Raw genomic sequence first — 18,309 nt, forward strand, 5'->3', positions numbered from 1 at the left:
GAATCACGAGACGGTGATGGGCGGGAGCATAAGGGGGTTTGTGCGCCGCCGCGAGATGGACCAAGCGTCACTTTGGAGGACGGATGGAAGCAGGGTTAAAGCTTCCCTCTCGCGGTTTCCCAAGTTTTCGGCCATATACGGCTCATGAGCACGACCATGAGCCCTTTGGCGAACCTCCGTTTTCTCAAGATGAACGGTCTCGGCAACGAGATTACCGTGCTGGACCTGCGCGGCACCGGCCTGCGCGTGAGCGCGCCGGAAGCCCGCGCCATTGCGGCCGACCCCCGCTCGCGTTTCGACCAGCTGATGGTGCTGCACGATTCCGTTACGCCCGGCACGGATGCCTATATGCGCATCTACAACACCGACGGCTCGGAGTCCGGCGCCTGCGGCAACGGCACCCGCTGCGTGGCCTGGGCCATGCTGTCGGACACGGTGATCGGCCGCGCCTCGCAAGGCAAACTCATACTCGAAACCAAGGCAGGACTTCTGCCGGTGGAGCGCATGTCCGAGACCGTGTTCACCGTGGATATGGGCCCGCCGCGTCTTGCCTGGAACGACATTCCCTTGCGTGATCCCGTAGCCGATACGGGCACGATTGCTGTCGATACCAAGCTTCCCGAGGCTCCCGAACTCGCGGGCCCGTCCGTGGTCAGCATGGGCAATCCGCATGCGATCTTCTGGGTCGAGAACGCGATGGCCTATGACCTTGCCGTCATTGGCCCGAAATTCGAGCATGACCCGGTTTTCCCGGAGCGGGCGAACATCTCGTTTGCTCAGGTCACCAGCCCCGAACACGTTATCTTGCGCGTCTGGGAACGCGGTGCCGGCGCCACCCGCGCCTGCGGCTCCGCAGCCTGCGCCACCGTTGTCGCCGGCGCCCGCAAGGGCCTGACCGGCCGTAAAGCGCGAGTGACGCTTCCCGGCGGCGATCTCGTCATCGAATGGCGCGAGAGCGACGACCATGTCCTCATGACGGGACCGACCGAGCTGGAGCACGAGGGCACCTTCGCCCCGGCCCTGTTCGCGGGGGCGGCCTGATGGATCGTGATGTGTCATTCCCGGCCGGAAGCGGCAGAGCCGCTGGAGGGGAAGGGAATCCGGGTGAGGCTATGACGGAACGGGATCCCCTTCCCTCGCTGCGCTCGCCGGGGATGACCACTTCGACGCGCCCCGGCGTCGAAGTGGTCACCTTCGGCTGCCGGCTCAACATCTATGAGTCGGAGACCATGCAGCGCCACGCGGAAGACGCGGGGCTCGGCGAGGTGATCATCGTCAATACCTGCGCGGTGACCTCCGAGGCGACGCGTCAGGCGCGTCAATCCATTCGCAGGATCGCGCGCGATAAGCCCGATGCCCGCATCATCGTGACGGGCTGCGCCGCGCAGGTGGAGCCCGAAACCTTCGCCTCCATGCCGGAGGTGGCTCAAGTTCTCGGCAATCATGAGAAGATGAGGCCTGAGACCTGGAACGCCATGCGCGATTTCGGCGTGGGCCAGACCGAAAAGGTTCTCGTCAACGACATCATGGCGGTGAAGGAAACCGCCATGCATCTCATCGACGGCGTACGCGGGCATACCCGCGCCTTCGTGCAGGTGCAGAACGGCTGCGACCACCGCTGCACCTTCTGCATCATCCCGTATGGCCGTGGCAATTCACGCTCTGTGCCCATGGGCGCGGTGGTCAGCCAAGTGCGTATCCTCGTCGAGCACGGCTCGCGCGAGGTGGTGCTCACCGGCGTCGACATCACGAGCTACGGCACGGACCTGCCGGGAGAGCCGAAGCTCGGCGCGCTCGTGAAAAGCATTCTGCGGCATGTGCCGGAACTGGAGCGGCTGCGCATCTCCTCCATCGATTCCGTGGAGGCCGATGACGATCTGCTCGATGCCATCGCCAACGAGAGCCGCCTGATGCCGCATCTGCATCTCTCGCTTCAGGCGGGCGACGACATGATTTTAAAGCGCATGAAGCGCCGGCACCTGCGGAGCGATGCCATCGCCTTTTGCGAGCAGGTGAAGCAGCTTCGCCCCGACATGGTCTTCGGCGCCGACATCATCGCGGGCTTCCCGACGGAAACCGAGGAGATGTTTTCACGCTCACTCGACATCGTCGAGGAATGCGGCCTCACCCATCTCCACGTCTTCCCGTTCTCACCACGCCCCGGCACCCCCGCCGCCCGCATGCCGCAGCTCGCGCGTGACGTGGTGAAGGACCGCGCGAAAAGACTTCGCGACAAGGGCGAGGCTGCATTGCTGAAACATTTGAGCGGGGAAGTCGGCGCACGGCGCAACGTGCTGATTGAAGCCAACCAGGTCGGCCGCACGGAAGGCTTTACGCTTGTACGCTTCACGGGAGAGGTGAAGCAGGGAACGATCGTGCCGACGATGATCGCAGGACACGACGGCAAGGGTTTGCTGGCGGCATGATTGGATGATTGTCATCCCGGACGAAGCGCAGCGAAGATCCGGGATCGCATGCAGAATGAAGCATTGTCATCCCCACGAAGGCGGGAATCCAGAACCATGATGCTGCAAGAAAAGCGCGTCGACCCGAATAGCTTCACTCTGCAACTTCGGTGTTTCTGGGTTCCCGCCTTCGCGGGAATGACAGCGTTGTGGTTCGGACGCCCTATTCTGCCGACGATCCCGGCTCGGCTGCGCCGTACGGGATGACGCCACAGGCTCTCACCCGCTCCCGCATATGCTCCGGCACCGGCGCTTCCACGAGGATCGGCGGCTTCTTCGGATAGAGCGGCACGCTTACGCTTCGAGCGTGAAGGTGCAGGCCAGGGCCATGAAAGCGCGGGGCGGTGCCGTAGATCGGATCGCCCAGGATCGGGAAGTTCATGGCGGCGCAATGGACCCGCAGCTGATGGGTGCGGCCTGTAATGGGGCGGAGTTCGAGAAGGGTGAGCCGTCCTTCACCCTCCCCTTGAGGGGGAGGGTAGGAGCGCGTCAGCGATCCGGGGTGGGGTGGCAGCGCTGAATTCCGGGAGCTCTCGTTTCCCACCCCCTCCCGCGCCTCCGGCGCGACCTCCCCCCTCAAGGGGGAGATGGAGCGGCCCAGAACTTTCCACTTGGTCAGTGAAGGTTGGCCCTTGGGGTCTACCTTCATCCACCAGCCGCGATCCGGTGATTTCGGCGCGAGGGCCAATTTGATCTCGCCCTCGTCCGCCTCAGGCCCACCCTCGACCACGGCCCAATAGACCTTGTCGACTTCGTTTCTGCGAAAAAGCTCGTTGAGGCGGGCGATAGCCTTCGGATGACGGCCGAGGATGAGGCAGCCGGACGTGTCCTTGTCGAGACGGTGGGCCGCCTCCGGACGGCGCGGCAGGCCGAAGCGCAGGGAATCGAGATGGTGAAACAGGGTCTCGCCACCTTTCGGGCCGGGATGCACCGGCAGGCCGGCGGGTTTGTCGATCACGAGCATCAGGGCATCGCGATACAGCAATCGGCTTACTATCTCTTCCGCATTCATGACGCCTCGGCTATCGAGGCTTCCATGTTAAATCAAGCACAAGAATTTTAGAGGTAAAGCAAAGCATGGCCGAGTCGACGCCAGACAAGCCCGGATTTTTCTCCCGCCTCTTCGGGCGCAAGGCCGAAACCGCGCCGGAAGCTCCGAAGGCCGGGGGCGAGCCGGAGGCGATGCCCTCTCCGCCCGCCAACACTGCGGACAACCTGACGGCTGTGCCGTCCAGTGTCACGACGGCCTCGCCCGATACGGAGAAGAAGCTGCCCGCCGAACTGGCAGGGGCCGATCTCCAGCCCGTGGAAGGCATGGAGCCGGAGGGTCTCGCACCGCTGGAGCCGGTCCCGCAGATTGCTACCGAACAGACTCCCGAACCTCGGCCTGACGTTGCGCCTGCTGTCGAGGCCCGGGCGGTCGAGCTGCCTGCCGCTCCTGCTCTCCCCCCTGCCCCTGCCCCTGCCCCTGCCCCTGCCCCTGCCCCTGCCGAAGTGACGGTTCCCGCGCCTGAATCTACGCAAGCCCCAGCCCAGGGCTGGTGGCAGCGCCTGACGGATGGCATGCGCCGCACCTCCTCGTCTCTGTCGGACAGCGTCACGGGCCTCTTCACCAAGCGCAAGCTCGACGATGCGACCTTGCAGGACTTGGAGGATGCGCTGATCCAGGCGGATCTCGGCGTGCCTACCGCCCTGCGCATCACCGAGGCGATTTCGGCGGGGCGCTACAACAAGGAAATTTCTCCTCAGGAGGTGCGCACCATCCTGGCGAGCGAGGTGGAGAAGACCCTTCAGCCCGTGGCCCAGCCGCTCCATATCGACCGCGCGAAGAAGCCTTTCGTGATCCTCATGGTCGGCGTGAACGGCGCTGGCAAGACCACCACCATCGGCAAGCTGTCCCAGAAGTTCCGCAACCAAGGCCTGAAGGTCATGCTGGCGGCTGGCGACACCTTCCGCGCGGCGGCCATCGAGCAGCTGAAGATCTGGGGCGACCGGGTCGGCGCGCCGGTTCTCGCCCGCGAGCAGGGTGCCGATGCGGCGGGCCTGGCCTTCGACGCTTTGCAGGAAGCCAAGGCCAACGGCACCGATGTGCTGCTCATCGACACGGCGGGCCGCCTCCAGAACAAGGCCGGGCTCATGGCCGAGCTCGAAAAGATCGTCCGCGTGATCAGGAAGTTCGACGAGGGCGCGCCGCACGCCACCCTTCTCGTGCTCGACGCCACCGTCGGCCAGAACGCGGTGAGCCAGGTCGAGCTGTTCCAGAAGACGGCGGGCGTGACGGGCCTCGTCATGACCAAGCTCGACGGCACCGCGCGCGGCGGCATCCTGGTAGCGCTCGCCGCCAAATTCGGCCTGCCCGTGCACTTTATCGGCGTCGGTGAGGGCGTGGAGGATCTGGAGCCTTTTACCGCAGGGGATTTCGCGAAAGCCATTGCCGGGTTAGAAGCAACCTCATGACAGACGAAAAGCGCCTCCCTCCCTTCCTCAAGATCGCCCTCGAACTCGGGCCGCTGGTCCTGTTCTTCATGGCCAATGCCTATGCGGACCGCTTCGGCATCAGAGAGGACCAGCGCTTCTTCGTGGCGACGGGCCTGTTCATCCCGGCCACGCTGATCGCGCTCGCCGTCAATTACCTGCTGGTGCGCAAGCTGCCGATCATGCCGCTCGTCTCGGCGGTGTTCGTGGTGGCCTTCGGCGGCCTGACGCTGCTGCTCAAGGACGATACGTTCCTGAAGCTGAAGCCCACCATCGTGAACGGTCTTTTCGGCATCGCCTTGCTCGGCGGGCTCTATTTCCGCAAGCCCCTGCTTCAGATCGTCCTCGACAGCGTGTTCGAGCTCACCGACGAGGGCTGGCGCAAGCTCACCTTCCGCTGGGCGTTGTTCTTCCTGTTGCTGGCTGTCATCAACGAGATCGTATGGCGCACGCAGACAACGGATTTCTGGGTGAGCTTCAAGGTCTTCGGCATCATGCCGCTCACCGTCGCCTTCGCGCTGTCGCAGATGCCGCTTATCCTGCGGCATGAAGCCAAGAAGGCGGACGAGGTCTGACAATCATCACGTCATCACCGGCCTTATGCTGGTGATCCAAACTCCATTTCCACTCTCACCACCCTCATCCTAGGGAAGTTGCTTGCAGCGGCTTCTTACGATGAGGTTTGTGGGAGTTGGATCGGCTTATCGGAAACCGGCTTCATCAGAACCACATTGCGCGTGACGCCCGGCAGCGGATCGTGCGCGATTGCCGTCCAGAACGCATCCTCGCCTGCGTCCCGTACCGTTTCCACTGAAGCCAGCAGCTCGCAATCCGTGCCTTTCGTCGCCTGCTCGATGCGGGCGGCGATGTTGACGGTCTCGCCGACGACCGTGAATTCGAGCCTGCTCTCATCGCCCACCACGCCGCAGAACACATCGCCCGTATGGATGCCGATGCCGATGCGCACCGGCGGATCGAATCTGCGCTTCTCGTTCCAGCGTTCGATGAGCCGCAGCAGGGTGCGCCCGCAATCGAGCGCACGGTGCGCATCGTCCTCTCCCCCATTCGGCACGCCGAACAGGATCAGCGCGCCGTCGCCGGTAAACTTGTCGATCACGCCTCCATGCCGGGCCGCGGCCCTGAGCACGCGCCGCCGGAACGAGGTGATGAAGACGGCCAGCTGCGACGGGTCCATGGTCTCGCCGAAGGAGGTCGAGGCGCGCATGTCCACGAAGAGTACGGTCACGCGGATGCGCCGTCCCTCGCGTAAGGAAGAGAAGGCCTGCTCGGTGAGGATCGGCGCCAGTTCGGTCGGCAGGTACCGAGTCAGGGATACCCGCAAGGTGGTTTCCCGCACCGCCCGCTCCAGCAGGATACGACCCTGCCGCGCCACGAGGATCAGGATCAGCGCCGCCGCCAGAATCATCACGAGGCGCACGAGATTGGCCTGATCGGAGAACAGGCCGGAGAGCCGGGCGAGATCCTCGCTGCGCTCTGTCTGGGTCGTGGCTGGCCCGCCGAAGCTCAGAAGAAGCAGGCCCGCCACATAGATCGCGGCGACGAAGGCCTGAAGGCGCGGTTGGTAGTGGATCGCCGCCGCAGCCATGGTGATGGGCACCACCCAGATGACGGGAAAGATGGTGAAGAAGCTGCCCGGAACACCCAGCCCCCAATGGCTATAGCCGAGATTGCCGAGGATCAGCAGGGCATCGATCACCGCCGTGATCGTCGGCAGCCGGTTCACCGCGATGCGTTTCGAGGCAAGCCATGCCCCGACCCAGCCGAGCGCACCGAAGAGAGCCAATGTCAGCTCCGCCACCCAGATCTGCTTGACCGCCACGGGATTGGTGATGTCGATGCTGCCGGTCGTGATCAGCACCGTCATCAGCAGAAGCCCCGCCACCACGATGCGCGCGAGGCCTGCCCGCTGAAGCGCGCCCGTATCCGCCTCGCGGATCAGCCGCTGCGTGGCATCGCTCAGTTCCTGTCCCGTGCGGGTTCTGCGTAAGGAGATCCAGGCGGATCGGATGCGGGATGGAGGGGCCACTTTTGTCTCGATGTTCCGGCTCTTAGAGCATCGGACGGATCCCAGAAGTGCAAGTCCACTTTTGGGTCCGATGCTTTAGTGTTTTCGATAGCGACAGGTGCCCGGGCGCCCATTACTGATCGATGAAGCAACGCTTTCCGAACGGTCGCGTTCAAAAAGTCTCACTTTCCAGGAATATAGGTCCATGACCCAGCCCGCCCAGACGATCGAAATTTTTGTCGATGCGGATGCCTGCCCGGTGAAGCCGGAAATCTACAAGGTCGCGGAGCGACACGGCATAAAGGTTTTCGTGGTGGCGAACGCGTTCATGAACGTGCCGCAAAGCCCCTTGATCGAGCGCGTTCTGGTCAGCACCGGCTTCGATGCGGCGGATGACTGGATTGCCGAGCGGGCAAGGCGCGGCACTATTGTGATCACCGCCGATATTCCGCTTGCCCATCGCTGCGTGACGGCGGGCGCGGATGTGATCGGCCCCACCGGCAAGCCGTTCTCGGAGGCCTCCATCGGCATGGCGCTCGCTACCCGCAACCTGATGGAGGATCTACGCGCCATGGGTGACGTGACCGGCGGGCCGAAGCCGTTCTCGGCCAAGGACAGATCGGCTTTTCTTTCGGCGCTGGATGTGGCGATCAACCGGCTGAAGCGGTCGGGATTTGGCGGCTGAGAGGTTTAGGCAAGCTCGAACAGGTCCTCTTCATTCACCAGATCAGGACGGTATTTCTGAACAATACGCAGGATGTTTTCCGACTTCTCGGGAAAAAGACCCTGCTGGTAATGGATCTCTATCTTCTTCGGGGGAAGCGTATCGAAGAAGCGCCGCGGCCCCGTCTCCGGCCCTTGGAATTCGAGGTGTCTTTTCGGAGAGTCGATATCGAAACTTCCAAATTTTGATTGGTGGATTCTCACATCGAGTTTCGTGATCTCCGACCAAGGCACATGGTGAAAGGTGCGGCCACTCCAGCCGCTTATGCCTTCCGAAGAGATGCTGAAATCAGGCTTCCGATCAAATGCCCGCCATCCGCGAAGCATGAAAAAGCGCAAGAACTTGTAGCTCGACCAAAGAAGGAAGGGGATTCTAACCCAAAAGGGCAACTTCATGAACAGAACGAAGAAGGCCCAAAAGATCAAAGCGTAAAAGAGGCCTGCCGCTCCCCTCCTGCCTCTGCCGACCCAACGGGAGAAATTAGGTTGTTCCGGCATCCAATCCGGATCGAGGCTGAACCAAGCCAGGACTACGGGCGGCACAACGGTGAATGCGATGAAGAGAATTGTGGCAAAAGCTATTCGAGATCGCGAAAAATAATAAATCTGCGTCTCGGAAAGTGGGGCCGAATCTAAAGCGGGATCGTTAACTGACATGGGGCATGAGCGCTGCTACGAACAGCAACTCTATTACCCGGCGGTGACCGCGCGCAACTTCTCTTTGAATGCTGAAAAATTCTCCGGCGTCAGCGCGCCGATATGCTTGTAGCGGATCATGCCATCGGGGCCGACGATGAAGGTTTCCGGCACGCCGTAGACGCCCCAGTCGATGGAAGCGCGGCCGTTCGGATCGACACCGACGGCAGAGTACGGATTGCCGAGCGCGCCGAGGAAGCGGCGGGCGTTGTCGGGATTGTCCTTCTGGTTGATGCCGACCACGCGCACGGACGGGTCCTTTGCGAGATCGACGAGGAGCGGATGCTCCTGCCGGCAAGGCGCGCACCAGGAGGCCCAGACATTCACGATAGTGACGCGGCCCTTAAAGTCCTCGTTGGAGAAGCCCGGCACGGGGCTGCCATTGGCGGAAAGGCCTTCGAGCGGCGCGAGATTGAAGACCGGCACCGGCTTGTTGAGAAGGACGGACGGAATCTCGGACGGGTTCCGCCCCGAGGTCAGCTGCACGAAGAACAGGACCGCCAGCACGACGAAGACGAGAACCGGCACACCGTAGATCAGCCGGAAACGCGGCGATGCGCTTGCCTCAGCCACGGCGCGACCTCCGGCCCACGCCGCGTGTTTCGAGTTCCGCGAGCGAACGGGTCTGAATGCGGTGGTCGATGACGGCACGCAGGATCAGCCCGGTTATGACCACGGCCGTGACGAGATAAGACAAGACGATGAAGAAGGTATGCGTCATCACGCGGCCTGTGCGTCGAGGCGCTCGGCCTCGAGGATGGTGAGCGTCCGCACCCGGCGGCGCAGGATTTCCGTGCGCATGCCGGAAAGATGCAGGCCAATGCCGATGAAGGTGAAGGCCAAGGCCATCACCAGAAGCGGCACGAGCATGGAGGAATGGATCGTCGGGCCATCGATGCGGAACACCGAGGCCGGCTGGTGCAGGGTGTTCCACCAATCGACCGAAAACTTCACGATGGGCACGTTCACCGCACCAACGAGAGTCAGGATCGACACCGCGCGGGCGGCGCGGTTCGGCTCCTCGATGGCGCGCCAGAGCGCGAGAATGCCGAGATAGATGAGCAGCATCACCAGCATGGAGGTAAGCCGGGCATCCCACTGCCAATAGGTGCCCCACATGGGCTTGCCCCAGAGCGAACCGGTGACGAGGCAGATCAGCGTGAACGCCGCGCCGATGGGAGCCGCAGCCTTCTGAGACACATCCGCCAACGGATGGCGCCAGACGAGTGTGCCCAAAGCAGAGCTTGCCATGATCATGTAGAAGAACAGGGACAGCCAAGCCGCCGGCACGTGGATATACATGATCTTGACCGTCTCGCCCTGCTGATAATCGGCGGGGGCCACGAACCAGACCATGTAGAGGCCGACCCCGAGCAGAATCGCCGCCAGCCCACCCACCCACGGCAGAAGCGCGCGGCTGAGGCTCATGAAACGGGTCGGATTGGCAAGCTCACGGATCATACGCACGATGTAGCGGCCCTTGGGCGCGGCTGCAACGCGCACGCACGCCGCAGGAATAACGATTTCGCCAGAGTTGGGCTTCTTTAGCGCGTCTTGGGGCCAAAGGCAGTCAGGAAATCTGCGTAGGGGCAGGAAGTCTCTGGTGTCATTCCCGGCAGATCGGCATGAAGCGCCACTTCTCCCCTCCCCCTTGCGGGGAGGGTCAGGGTGGGGGTGGTGCGATTGGGTGAGAGCTTTCTAAGTGAAGCGCCCCTTCACCTCTTCCTGAGGTTGAGGGAAAAGAGCGCGCCTTTCATTCGCCACCGGAAATATCCTATGCTTACGCATCTCTGTTACGGAGCAATCATGCGCCTTCTAACCTTGAGTCTTTTCGCCTTAGCCTGGCCGGCTCTTGCTTCGGCGCAGGACATCTCGTTGCGCCTACCGATTGCCTGCGAGTTGGGGCGCACCTGCTTCATCCAGAAATACGTGGATCACGACCCGTCGTCGGAGGTTCGGGATTACCAATGCGGCTCCCTGGGCGACGATAAGCATGACGGCACCGATTTCCGCCTCCTGAACATGCCCGCGCAGAAAGCCGGGGTCGATGTGGTGGCCGCCGCCGACGGCAAGGTCGCGAACACCCGCGAGGGCGTGCCCGATGTCTTCGTGACGGATGAGACCCGCGAGAAGATCTCGCAGATCGGCTGCGGCAACGCGGTGGTGATCGACCACGGCAATGGCTGGCGCACGGCCTATTGCCATATGGCGAAGGGCAGCCTCACCGTCCGTTCGGGGCGCGAGGTGAAGGCCGGTGAGAAGATCGGGCAGGTCGGCCTGTCGGGGCTGACCGAATTTCCCCATCTGCACTTCACGCTCATCAAGGACGGCAAGCCCGTCGATCCCTTTGCCTATGGCGCGCCGGAAAAATCCTGCGGCGGCGGAAAATCCTTGTGGGAGGCCTCCTTGCAGAACGCCCTCGGCTACCAGACTGGCACCGTGCTGAACAAAGGCTTCGCCCTCGGCCCGGTGACCATGGAGGCGGTCGAGTCAGGCTCGACGGAGCAGGATGTGCCAACGACGAAATCCCCTGCCCTCGTGGCCTATGTGCGCACGATTGCCCTGAAGGGTGGCGACGTGCAGACGCTGACCCTCATCGACCCGGACGGCAAGCCGCTCGCCCAGAACAAAGCTCCGCCTCTCGACCGCACCAAGGCGCAATGGATGATGTTCGCAGGCGTGAAGCAGCCTGAAGGCGGTTTCAAAGCCGGCCTCTACCGCGCCATCTACCGCGTGGAGCGCGGCGGCAAGCCCGCCATCGAGCAGGCTTTCGGGATCAGTCTGAGGCCCTAATCCAGCCTGTAGGACTCGACTTCTTCGAAACCATGAGAGCGGTAGAGGCGAAGGGCGCCCGACGGGTTGTCCGCCTCGACCTTCAGATCGACATGCGGCGCGCCGCGTTGCCTGAAGGCCTGCAGGGCTTCGAGGATCAATGCTGAGCCCAGTCCCTGCCCCCGCCTGTTTGGATTAACTGCGAGATCCTTGAGGAAGGCGCTGGTCCAGCATTGCGCCACGCCGACGATGCGGCCCTCTTCATCGGCGGCGATGAAGCAAAGGCCGGGATCGTATTCGGTATCGCCCTTGAGGCTCGGCCACCAGATGCTGAGCGGCTCCACATAGCCGCCACCCTGCGCATAGGCGGCGACGAGAAGAGCATGGATTTCGGGCGCATGCCGCTCCGGCTCGAAGGGGACGATGCGGATGCCCTTCGGCCACACCGGCTGCGACACAGGCTCGTCCAATAAGCGGCGCATGCGAAGAACGAGGCGTCCGTTCACCGCACTACTCCCCCGAACGCAAAGCTGCCGCCGCGCCAACCGTTCCGACCACCGCCGCGATCAGGGACAGGGCGATGAGGATCAGGAAGGGGGTGGCGAAGGGAATCGTCCCGCCGACCGCCGCATTAGCCGCCGAGACGCCGAAGATCAGGGTCGGGATCATGAAGGGCAGCACCAGGATCGCCAGGATCAGCCCGCCCCGGCGTAAGGACGCCGTGAGCGCGGCCCCGACTGCGCCGATGAAGGTGAGCGCCGGAGTGCCGACTAAAAGCGTCACCACCATGGCGAGCATCGCCTCGGGCGAGAGCGCCACGAGGAGGCCGAGCAGAGGCGCGGCGATGGCGAGCGGCAGGCCTGTGACCAGCCAATAGGCCAGCACCTTCGCCAGGACGATGACCTCCATGGGGGCTGGCGAGAGGCGCAACAGGTCCAAAGAGCCGTCGTCCTGATCCGCCTGGAACAACCGGTCGAGGCCGATCAGGGTGGCGAGAAGCGCCGCGATCCAGAGAATCGCCGGGCCGATGCGGGAGAGCAGGTTGAGATCGGGCCCAAGCGCGAAGGGGATGAGGGTCACGATCATCAGGAAGAAGATGAGACCCATCACACCGGAGCCGCCGACGCGGGCAGCGAGCTTCAGGTCGCGGATCAGGAGGGCCTGGAAGGATTTCACCATGATACCTCTCCCACGGAGGAGAGAGAGGAAACGGCGCGCTCGATTCTGATCTCCTTGGCGGCGTTCAGGAAAAGCGGCGAATGGGTCGTAGCCGCGATCATGCCCCCCTTGTCCCGATGCGCCTCCAGCAGACGGCGCAGGGTTTCCTGAGAGGCGCTGTCGAGAGCCGAGGTCGGCTCGTCGAGGAGCCAGAGGGGGCGGTGAGCCACCAGCAGGCGGGCGAGGGCGACCCGGTGGCGCTGGCCGGCGGAGAGATAGGCCACCGGCAGTTTCGCGGCATGGACCAGTCCAACGGCGGCAAGCGCATCACGGGGCGACAGGTCCGGGTTGCCGAGGAAATCGCGGGCGAATCGCAGATTCTCCTCGGCGGTCAGCGCTGCTTTGAGCGCATCGCGATGTCCCACGTAATGCAGGCATTCGGGCAGGGTCCGCTCCTCTGCATTCTCCAGAAAAATCGAGCCCACCGCAGGGCGAAGCCGCCCCGCGAGGATTTCGAGGAGCGAGGACTTGCCGGCCCCGTTTCTTCCCGTGATGACAAGGGCTTCGCCAGGCTCGAGGGTAAAGGAGACACCCTCGAAGATGCGCCTCTCCCCTCTCTCGCAGGCCAGATTGTTAACGCTCAGACGCAAACCGTGAGACCCCTGCCCTCTTTGCACCCCAGAATGGTTCTAAACCGTGTAGCGGGATGGTTCGAAATGATCTATAGCACCCTTGGCTGCGCCGCGCGCCAAGGCGTCCAATCCGCCTCGCGCGCTTCTCCCCTGTCCGGGCGCCCCCGGAGCGGCGCGCGCATTTCGCGCTTTCGGCCGAACAAACTGTTCGTTCGTAACCCAATGCACGCGAGGATTCGCCGTGACGCTCAATAACAGCTTCAATGCCCGCCAGACCCTCAAAGTCGGCGACAAGTCTTACACCTATTACTCCCTCGTAGAGGCCGAGAAGAACGGTCTCAAGGGTGCCTCCAAGCTCCCCTTCTCCATGAAGGTGCTGCTCGAGAACCTGCTCCGCTACGAGGATGGCCGCACGGTCACCAAGGCCGACATCCAGGCTGTGGCCGAATGGCTCCACAACAAGGGCAAGGACGAGAAGGAAATCGCCTATCGCCCCGCCCGCGTCCTGATGCAGGACTTCACCGGCGTTCCCGCCGTGGTCGACCTCGCCGCCATGCGCGACGCCATGAAGACGCTGGGCGGCGACCCGCGCAAGATCAACCCGCTCGTGCCCGTCGATCTCGTGATCGACCACTCGGTCATCGTGGATGAGTTCGGCACCCCCAAGGCCTTCGACCGCAACGTCGAGCTGGAATACCAGCGCAACGGCGAGCGCTACACCTTCCTCAAGTGGGGCCAGACCGCGTTCGAGAACTTCTCGGTCGTTCCCCCCGGCACCGGCATCTGCCACCAGGTGAACCTGGAATTCCTCTCCCAGACCGTGTGGACCCGCAAGGACGTCGCCACGGGTGAGGAAGTGGCCTATCCGGACACGCTGGTGGGCACCGATTCGCACACCACCATGGTCAACGGCCTTGCCGTTCTCGGCTGGGGCGTGGGCGGCATCGAGGCCGAGGCCGCCATGCTCGGCCAGCCCGTCTCCATGCTCATCCCCGAAGTCATCGGCTTCAAGCTGACCGGCAAGCTCAAGGAAGGCGTGACCGCCACCGACCTCGTGCTCACCGTCACCCAGATGCTGCGCAAGAAGGGCGTGGTCGGCAAGTTCGTGGAATTCTACGGCCCCGGCCTCACCGACATGTCAGTGGCCGACCGCGCCACCATCGGCAACATGGCTCCCGAATACGGTGCCACTTGCGGCTTCTTCCCCGTCGACCAGAAGACCATCGATTACCTGCGCACCACGAGCCGCACGGACGAGCGCGTGGCTCTCGTCGAGGCTTACGCCAAGGCGCAGGGCATGTGGCTCACCCCCGACATGGCCGACCCGGTCTTCACCGACACCCTCGAGCTCGACCTCAACGACGTGGTTCCCTCGCTCGCAGGCCCCAAGCGTCCGCAGGACCGCGTGACCCTCGACACCTCCAAGCCCGAGTTCTTCGGCGCCATGGAGAAGGAATTCCGCAAGGCCGGCGACATCAGCCAGCGCGTGAAGGTGGAAAACGCCAACTTCGATCTCGGCCACGGCGACGTGGTGATCGCGGCGATCACCTCCTGCACCAATACCTCGAACCCGAGCGTGATGATCGGCGCAGGCCTTCTCGCCCGCAACGCCGTCGCCAAGGGCCTGAAGTCCAAGCCATGGGTGAAGACTTCGCTCGCGCCCGGATCGCAGATCGTCGAAGAGTACTTCAAGAAGGCAGGCCTCCAGGGCGACCTGGATGCGCTCGGCTTCAACCTCGTAGGCTTCGGCTGCACCACCTGCATCGGCAACTCGGGCCCGCTGCCGGAGAACGTCTCGAAGGCGATCAACGACAACGACCTCGTGGCCGTGTCGGTGCTCTCAGGCAACCGCAACTTCGAGGGCCGCGTGAACCCTGACGTGCGCGCCAACTACCTCGCCTCGCCTCCGTTGGTGGTGGCCTATGCGCTCGCCGGCTCCATGCTGGTGGACCTGACGAAGGAGCCGCTGGGCACAGGCTCGGACGGCAAGCCGGTCTACCTGAAGGACATCTGGCCGTCTTCGGCGGAAGTGCAGGAGTTCATCGACCGCACGATCACGAGCGAGCTGTTCAAGACCCGCTACGCCGATGTGTTCTCGGGCGACGCCAACTGGAAGAAGGTGACCTTCGAGCCGGGCCTGACCTATGAGTGGGACATGGGTTCCACCTATGTGCAGAACCCGCCCTATTTCGAAGGCATGACCAAGGAGCCGAAGCCCGTCACGGACATCCTGAACGCGCGGATCCTCGGCCTCTTCCAGGACTCGATCACCACCGACCACATCTCGCCCGCGGGCAACATCCGCGCCGCTTCGCCCGCCGGTGAATACCTGCAGTCGCATCAGGTGCGCGTTGCCGACTTCAACCAGTACGGCACCCGTCGCGGCAACCACGAAGTCATGATGCGCGGCACCTTCGCCAACATCCGCATCAAGAACCAGATGGTCAAGGACGATGCTGGCAACGTGGTCGAAGGCGGCTATGCCATCCACCAGCCATCCGGCGAGCGGATGTTCATCTACGACGCCGCCATGCGCTACAAGGACGAGGGCGTTCCGCTCGTCATTCTTGCTGGCAAGGAATACGGCACCGGCTCGTCCCGCGACTGGGCGGCGAAAGGCACGAACCTGCTCGGCGTGCGCGCCGTGATCGCCGAAAGCTTCGAGCGCATCCACCGCTCGAACCTCGTCGGCATGGGCGTTGCGCCTTACGTGTTCCAGGGCGACACTTCCTGGGCTTCGCTTGGCCTGAAGGGCGACGAGACCATCACCCTCAAGGGCCTCTCCGGCGACCTGAAGCCGCGCCAGATCACGGAGATGGAAATCACCTCCGCCGACGGCTCGGTGAAGCGCGTGCCCGTGCTCTGCCGCATCGATACGCTTGAGGAAGTCGAATACTTCCGCAACGGCGGCATCCTGCACTACGTGCTCCGCCAGCTCGCAGCGTAAACCACATAATAAAACGCCCGCTTTTCACGTGAAGAGCGGGCGGATCGTCAAAAATGAACGGGGCGCTCCAGAAATGGGCGCCCTGTTCCGTTATTGTCATATGACGAAGAAGTCCTTGTAGGTCATCTTGAGGTTCTTGGAGAGCGTGGCAATCTGGATCTGCGCCTGCGCTCCTGTGCCGTCGGCATCGTAGTACAGCGCGCCCGTCTTCTTGTTGTAGATCAGATTGTCGGAGGCATCGTGCGCCTTGGTGCCGACATAGAACTCAGCACTCTTGAGTACGCTCTTCTTGTCCAGTTTCGAGAACACCGACTTGGCCAGATGGATCGTGTCGTCCACCACCTTGAAGTCAAGGATCTTGTCCTGATTGACCTTGGACAGCTTGGTGTCGAACACGAAGATGTCCTGACCGAAGCCGCCGTCCAACGTGTCCTTGCCGGATCCACCATACAGCTTGTCGTTGCCCACTCCGCCGTAGAGCTTGTCGTTGCCGTTTAGGCCGTACAGAATGTCGTTGGCGTTGCGGCCTTGGAGCACGTCGTTCTTCGCGGTGCCTCGCAGGATCAGTGGTGTGTTCGGATTGTTGGGATCCTTGGGATCGTTGTTCTCCACCACATCCGCCACAGAGATCGTCAGCGTCTGGGTCGTGCCGGCGCCATAGCCATTCCAGGCTTTAACGGTGATTGTGTGGCTGGTCTTGGTCTCGTAATCGAGCGGGCCGGTCAGGATCAGGTTGTTGCCGTCGAGCTTGAATGGGCCGTCGGTGGACACCAGGCTGTAGATGATCTTGTCGCCGCTATCGGCATCATCGGCAGAGAGGCTTGCCACGATTGCCGAGGCCTGAGCGGTTTCGCTCACTGTGGACGTCGTCAGCCGAATGTTGACGGGCTCCCGGTTGACCGCAAGAATCGTAATGTCCTTGAATTGAATGTTTTTAACATTTTTAACGACGTCGACGCCGTCACGTGCATCGACCTTATCGGTAATAGTCAAAGTGCCGTTTTCATCTCTGGAAACCGTATACTCGGCGAGGTTTCCGCTGAAGGAGGCCGTGTTTTCCCCCTTGCCTCCATCTAAAACATCGTTATCGCCACCTCCTACGAGGGTATCGTCACCTTCTGCGCCAAACAGAGTGTCATTGCCGGCACCGCCTACCAAACTGTTCTCGTACTGATCCCCAAAGAAAGCGTCATTAAATCGTGATCCTATGACTCCCTCGACATCGAAGATGTAATCGCCATACGCACTGCCATTGTTTTTTTCTGGTGTTACGAAATAAATCTCGGCAGCTTGGGTGGCCGACGAATAATCAACGACATCGAAGTTGCCACCACCATCAATGGTATCGTTGCCTGTGCCAGCTATCAGCCAGTCATTACCTGATTCACCAAAAAGGTAGTCATCACCGGCTCCGCCATCCAAGGTGTCATAACCTTGACCGCCATCAAGTGAGTCATCCCCATCCAAGCCCCATAACTTGTCTTGGCCATAGGCGCCCTTGAGAGTGTTCCCGAGGCCATTTCCGGTCAAGTTGTCATCGAATTGCGAGCCAACGGCGTTTTCCAACAGATCTTCGAATATATCGCCCGCAGCATCCCCTCCTGAGTTTAAAGAGCTGTCAGTCAAATTGACTGTGACCGCTTGCTCGGATGTATTGTAGTGGACAGTGTCGGACCCACTCCCACCATTAATCGTATCGGCACCGGCACCGCCATCTAGATCATCATTACCATCGCCACCGGAAAGGCTATCATTGTCTGCGTATCCAAAAATTCCGTCCGCGAGTTCTGTTCCTGAAAGCTTGTCGTTATTGATGGTACCTTCGATCCACGCCATAGTTTTCTCCTGTCAATGATGACCATTGGGAAGCTGTGACACAATACGATCCGGCCATCCCCTCTCTGTTCAGATAGGATTTTGCAATTGCCGCAGCACTATGTGTGGTGTCGCACGCTTGCCGCTTCCCCCTCTTTGCTCCTGCATATCCAGCGAAATCATCAGGATTCTAAGGACCTCTAGTAGACGGCCGGGTGCTATCACTAGTGATCTATCAATGAGAAGGCACTAAAGGGGCGGTACGGTAATTGACGGTATCTCCTGCCAGATCGTCCAAAGGCCATAGAGAAGAGCATGGCGAGCGGGTTGTAGACTCAAAAAGAAAAGCCCTGCCGGAGAGAAGTCCGGCAGGGCTCCAGAAAACCGTAGGCTCAAGGAGTTGCACCCTGAGCTTCGGCCATGTCTCTTAGATGACGAAGAAGTCCTTGTCGGTCATCTTGAGGTTCTTGGAGAGCGTGGCGATCTGGATCTGAGCCTGTGCGCCGGTGCCGTCGGCATCGTAGTACAAGGCCCCCGTCTTCTTGTCGTAGATCAGGCGGTCGTCCCGATCGTGCGCCTTCGGCCCCTGGTAGAACTCAG

The 18,309-nt window shown here is 62.1% G+C and carries 17 protein-coding genes; 7 read left to right on the forward strand and 10 right to left on the reverse strand.

Features of this window, described 5'->3' with window-relative positions; genetic code table 11:
* Positions 1 to 156: 156 nt before the first annotated feature.
* Both dapF and mtaB read left to right on the forward strand, forming a co-directional pair.
* Positions 157 to 1,041, forward strand: coding sequence for a diaminopimelate epimerase (dapF, locus tag AB4Y85_RS17250; RefSeq protein ID WP_441986152.1), 885 nt, complete (start codon positions 157 to 159; stop codon positions 1,039 to 1,041).
* Between the two features lie 113 nt (positions 1,042 to 1,154).
* Positions 1,155 to 2,426 carry a tRNA (N(6)-L-threonylcarbamoyladenosine(37)-C(2))-methylthiotransferase MtaB gene (mtaB, locus tag AB4Y85_RS17255; RefSeq protein WP_441986168.1) on the forward strand — a complete coding sequence of 424 codons (1,272 nt, stop codon included), beginning with the start codon at positions 1,155 to 1,157 and terminating at the stop codon, positions 2,424 to 2,426.
* A 202-nt stretch (positions 2,427 to 2,628) separates the two neighbouring features.
* On the opposite strand, the gene AB4Y85_RS17260 is transcribed toward mtaB, so the two are convergent.
* Entirely contained in the window at positions 2,629 to 3,477 is an 849-nt protein-coding gene (locus AB4Y85_RS17260; protein WP_441986153.1) for an RluA family pseudouridine synthase, read from the reverse strand.
* 65 nt (positions 3,478 to 3,542) lie between these two features.
* Between AB4Y85_RS17260 and ftsY the strand changes: the two genes are divergently transcribed.
* Positions 3,543 to 4,922 (forward strand): signal recognition particle-docking protein FtsY, encoded by a 1,380-nt coding sequence (ftsY, locus tag AB4Y85_RS17265; RefSeq protein WP_441986154.1) that lies wholly within the window; start codon positions 3,543 to 3,545, stop codon positions 4,920 to 4,922.
* Positions 4,919 to 5,515, forward strand: coding sequence for a septation protein A (locus tag AB4Y85_RS17270; RefSeq protein WP_441986155.1), 597 nt, complete (start codon positions 4,919 to 4,921; stop codon positions 5,513 to 5,515). The genes ftsY and AB4Y85_RS17270 overlap by 4 nt, the downstream gene beginning before the upstream one ends.
* Positions 5,516 to 5,610: 95 nt before the next feature.
* Here AB4Y85_RS17270 and AB4Y85_RS17275 read toward each other — a convergent pair whose 3' ends face one another.
* A complete protein-coding gene (locus tag AB4Y85_RS17275) occupies positions 5,611 to 6,987 on the reverse strand; it encodes an adenylate/guanylate cyclase domain-containing protein (RefSeq protein ID WP_441986156.1) in 1,377 nt (458 codons plus the stop codon).
* 184 nt (positions 6,988 to 7,171) lie between these two features.
* Here AB4Y85_RS17275 and AB4Y85_RS17280 point away from each other — a divergent pair, with 184 nt between their 5' ends.
* Positions 7,172 to 7,651 (forward strand): YaiI/YqxD family protein, encoded by a 480-nt coding sequence (locus AB4Y85_RS17280; protein ID WP_441986157.1) that lies wholly within the window; start codon positions 7,172 to 7,174, stop codon positions 7,649 to 7,651.
* 5 nt (positions 7,652 to 7,656) lie between these two features.
* Here AB4Y85_RS17280 and AB4Y85_RS17285 read toward each other — a convergent pair whose 3' ends face one another.
* Genes AB4Y85_RS17285 through AB4Y85_RS17300 form a run of 4 tightly spaced genes read right to left on the reverse strand, consistent with a single transcriptional unit; the run spans position 7,657 to position 9,846 of the window.
* A complete protein-coding gene (locus tag AB4Y85_RS17285; RefSeq protein ID WP_441986158.1) occupies positions 7,657 to 8,346 on the reverse strand; it encodes a hypothetical protein in 690 nt (229 codons plus the stop codon).
* 33 nt (positions 8,347 to 8,379) lie between these two features.
* Positions 8,380 to 8,958, reverse strand: a complete 579-nt coding sequence (locus tag AB4Y85_RS17290) for a DsbE family thiol:disulfide interchange protein (RefSeq protein ID WP_441986159.1) — start codon at positions 8,956 to 8,958, stop codon at positions 8,380 to 8,382.
* A complete protein-coding gene (gene ccmD, locus AB4Y85_RS17295; RefSeq protein ID WP_441986160.1) occupies positions 8,951 to 9,106 on the reverse strand; it encodes a heme exporter protein CcmD in 156 nt (51 codons plus the stop codon). Before ccmD ends, AB4Y85_RS17290 begins: the two co-directional genes overlap by 8 nt.
* Positions 9,106 to 9,846 carry a heme ABC transporter permease gene (locus AB4Y85_RS17300; RefSeq protein ID WP_441986169.1) on the reverse strand — a complete coding sequence of 247 codons (741 nt, stop codon included), beginning with the start codon at positions 9,844 to 9,846 and terminating at the stop codon, positions 9,106 to 9,108. Before AB4Y85_RS17300 ends, ccmD begins: the two co-directional genes overlap by 1 nt.
* A 345-nt stretch (positions 9,847 to 10,191) precedes the next feature.
* Here AB4Y85_RS17300 and AB4Y85_RS17305 point away from each other — a divergent pair, with 345 nt between their 5' ends.
* Positions 10,192 to 11,178 (forward strand): M23 family metallopeptidase, encoded by a 987-nt coding sequence (locus tag AB4Y85_RS17305; RefSeq protein ID WP_441986161.1) that lies wholly within the window; start codon positions 10,192 to 10,194, stop codon positions 11,176 to 11,178.
* Here AB4Y85_RS17305 and AB4Y85_RS17310 read toward each other — a convergent pair.
* The 3 genes from AB4Y85_RS17310 to ccmA are packed head-to-tail and all read right to left on the reverse strand — an operon-like array spanning position 11,175 to position 12,965.
* On the reverse strand, positions 11,175 to 11,663 hold the full coding sequence (locus AB4Y85_RS17310) for a GNAT family N-acetyltransferase (RefSeq protein ID WP_441986162.1): 489 nt from the start codon (positions 11,661 to 11,663) through the stop codon (positions 11,175 to 11,177). The genes AB4Y85_RS17305 and AB4Y85_RS17310 overlap by 4 nt on opposite strands.
* A gap of 4 nt (positions 11,664 to 11,667) precedes the next feature.
* Positions 11,668 to 12,336 (reverse strand): heme exporter protein CcmB, encoded by a 669-nt coding sequence (gene ccmB / locus AB4Y85_RS17315; RefSeq protein ID WP_441986163.1) that lies wholly within the window; start codon positions 12,334 to 12,336, stop codon positions 11,668 to 11,670.
* Positions 12,330 to 12,965, reverse strand: coding sequence for a heme ABC exporter ATP-binding protein CcmA (ccmA, locus tag AB4Y85_RS17320; protein WP_441986164.1), 636 nt, complete (start codon positions 12,963 to 12,965; stop codon positions 12,330 to 12,332). Before ccmA ends, ccmB begins: the two co-directional genes overlap by 7 nt.
* 223 nt (positions 12,966 to 13,188) lie before the next feature.
* Between ccmA and acnA the strand changes: the two genes are divergently transcribed.
* Entirely contained in the window at positions 13,189 to 15,894 is a 2,706-nt protein-coding gene (gene acnA / locus AB4Y85_RS17325; RefSeq protein ID WP_441986165.1) for an aconitate hydratase AcnA, read from the forward strand.
* Positions 15,895 to 15,990: 96 nt separating this feature from the next.
* On the opposite strand, the gene AB4Y85_RS17330 is transcribed toward acnA, so the two are convergent.
* Positions 15,991 to 17,730, reverse strand: a complete 1,740-nt coding sequence (locus tag AB4Y85_RS17330; protein WP_441986166.1) for a cadherin domain-containing protein — start codon at positions 17,728 to 17,730, stop codon at positions 15,991 to 15,993.
* Between the last annotated feature and the right edge of the window lie 579 nt (positions 17,731 to 18,309).

It is taken from the genome of Microvirga sp. 2YAF29 (assembly GCF_052114605.1).
In the GTDB taxonomy this organism is placed as follows: domain Bacteria; phylum Pseudomonadota; class Alphaproteobacteria; order Rhizobiales; family Beijerinckiaceae; genus Microvirga.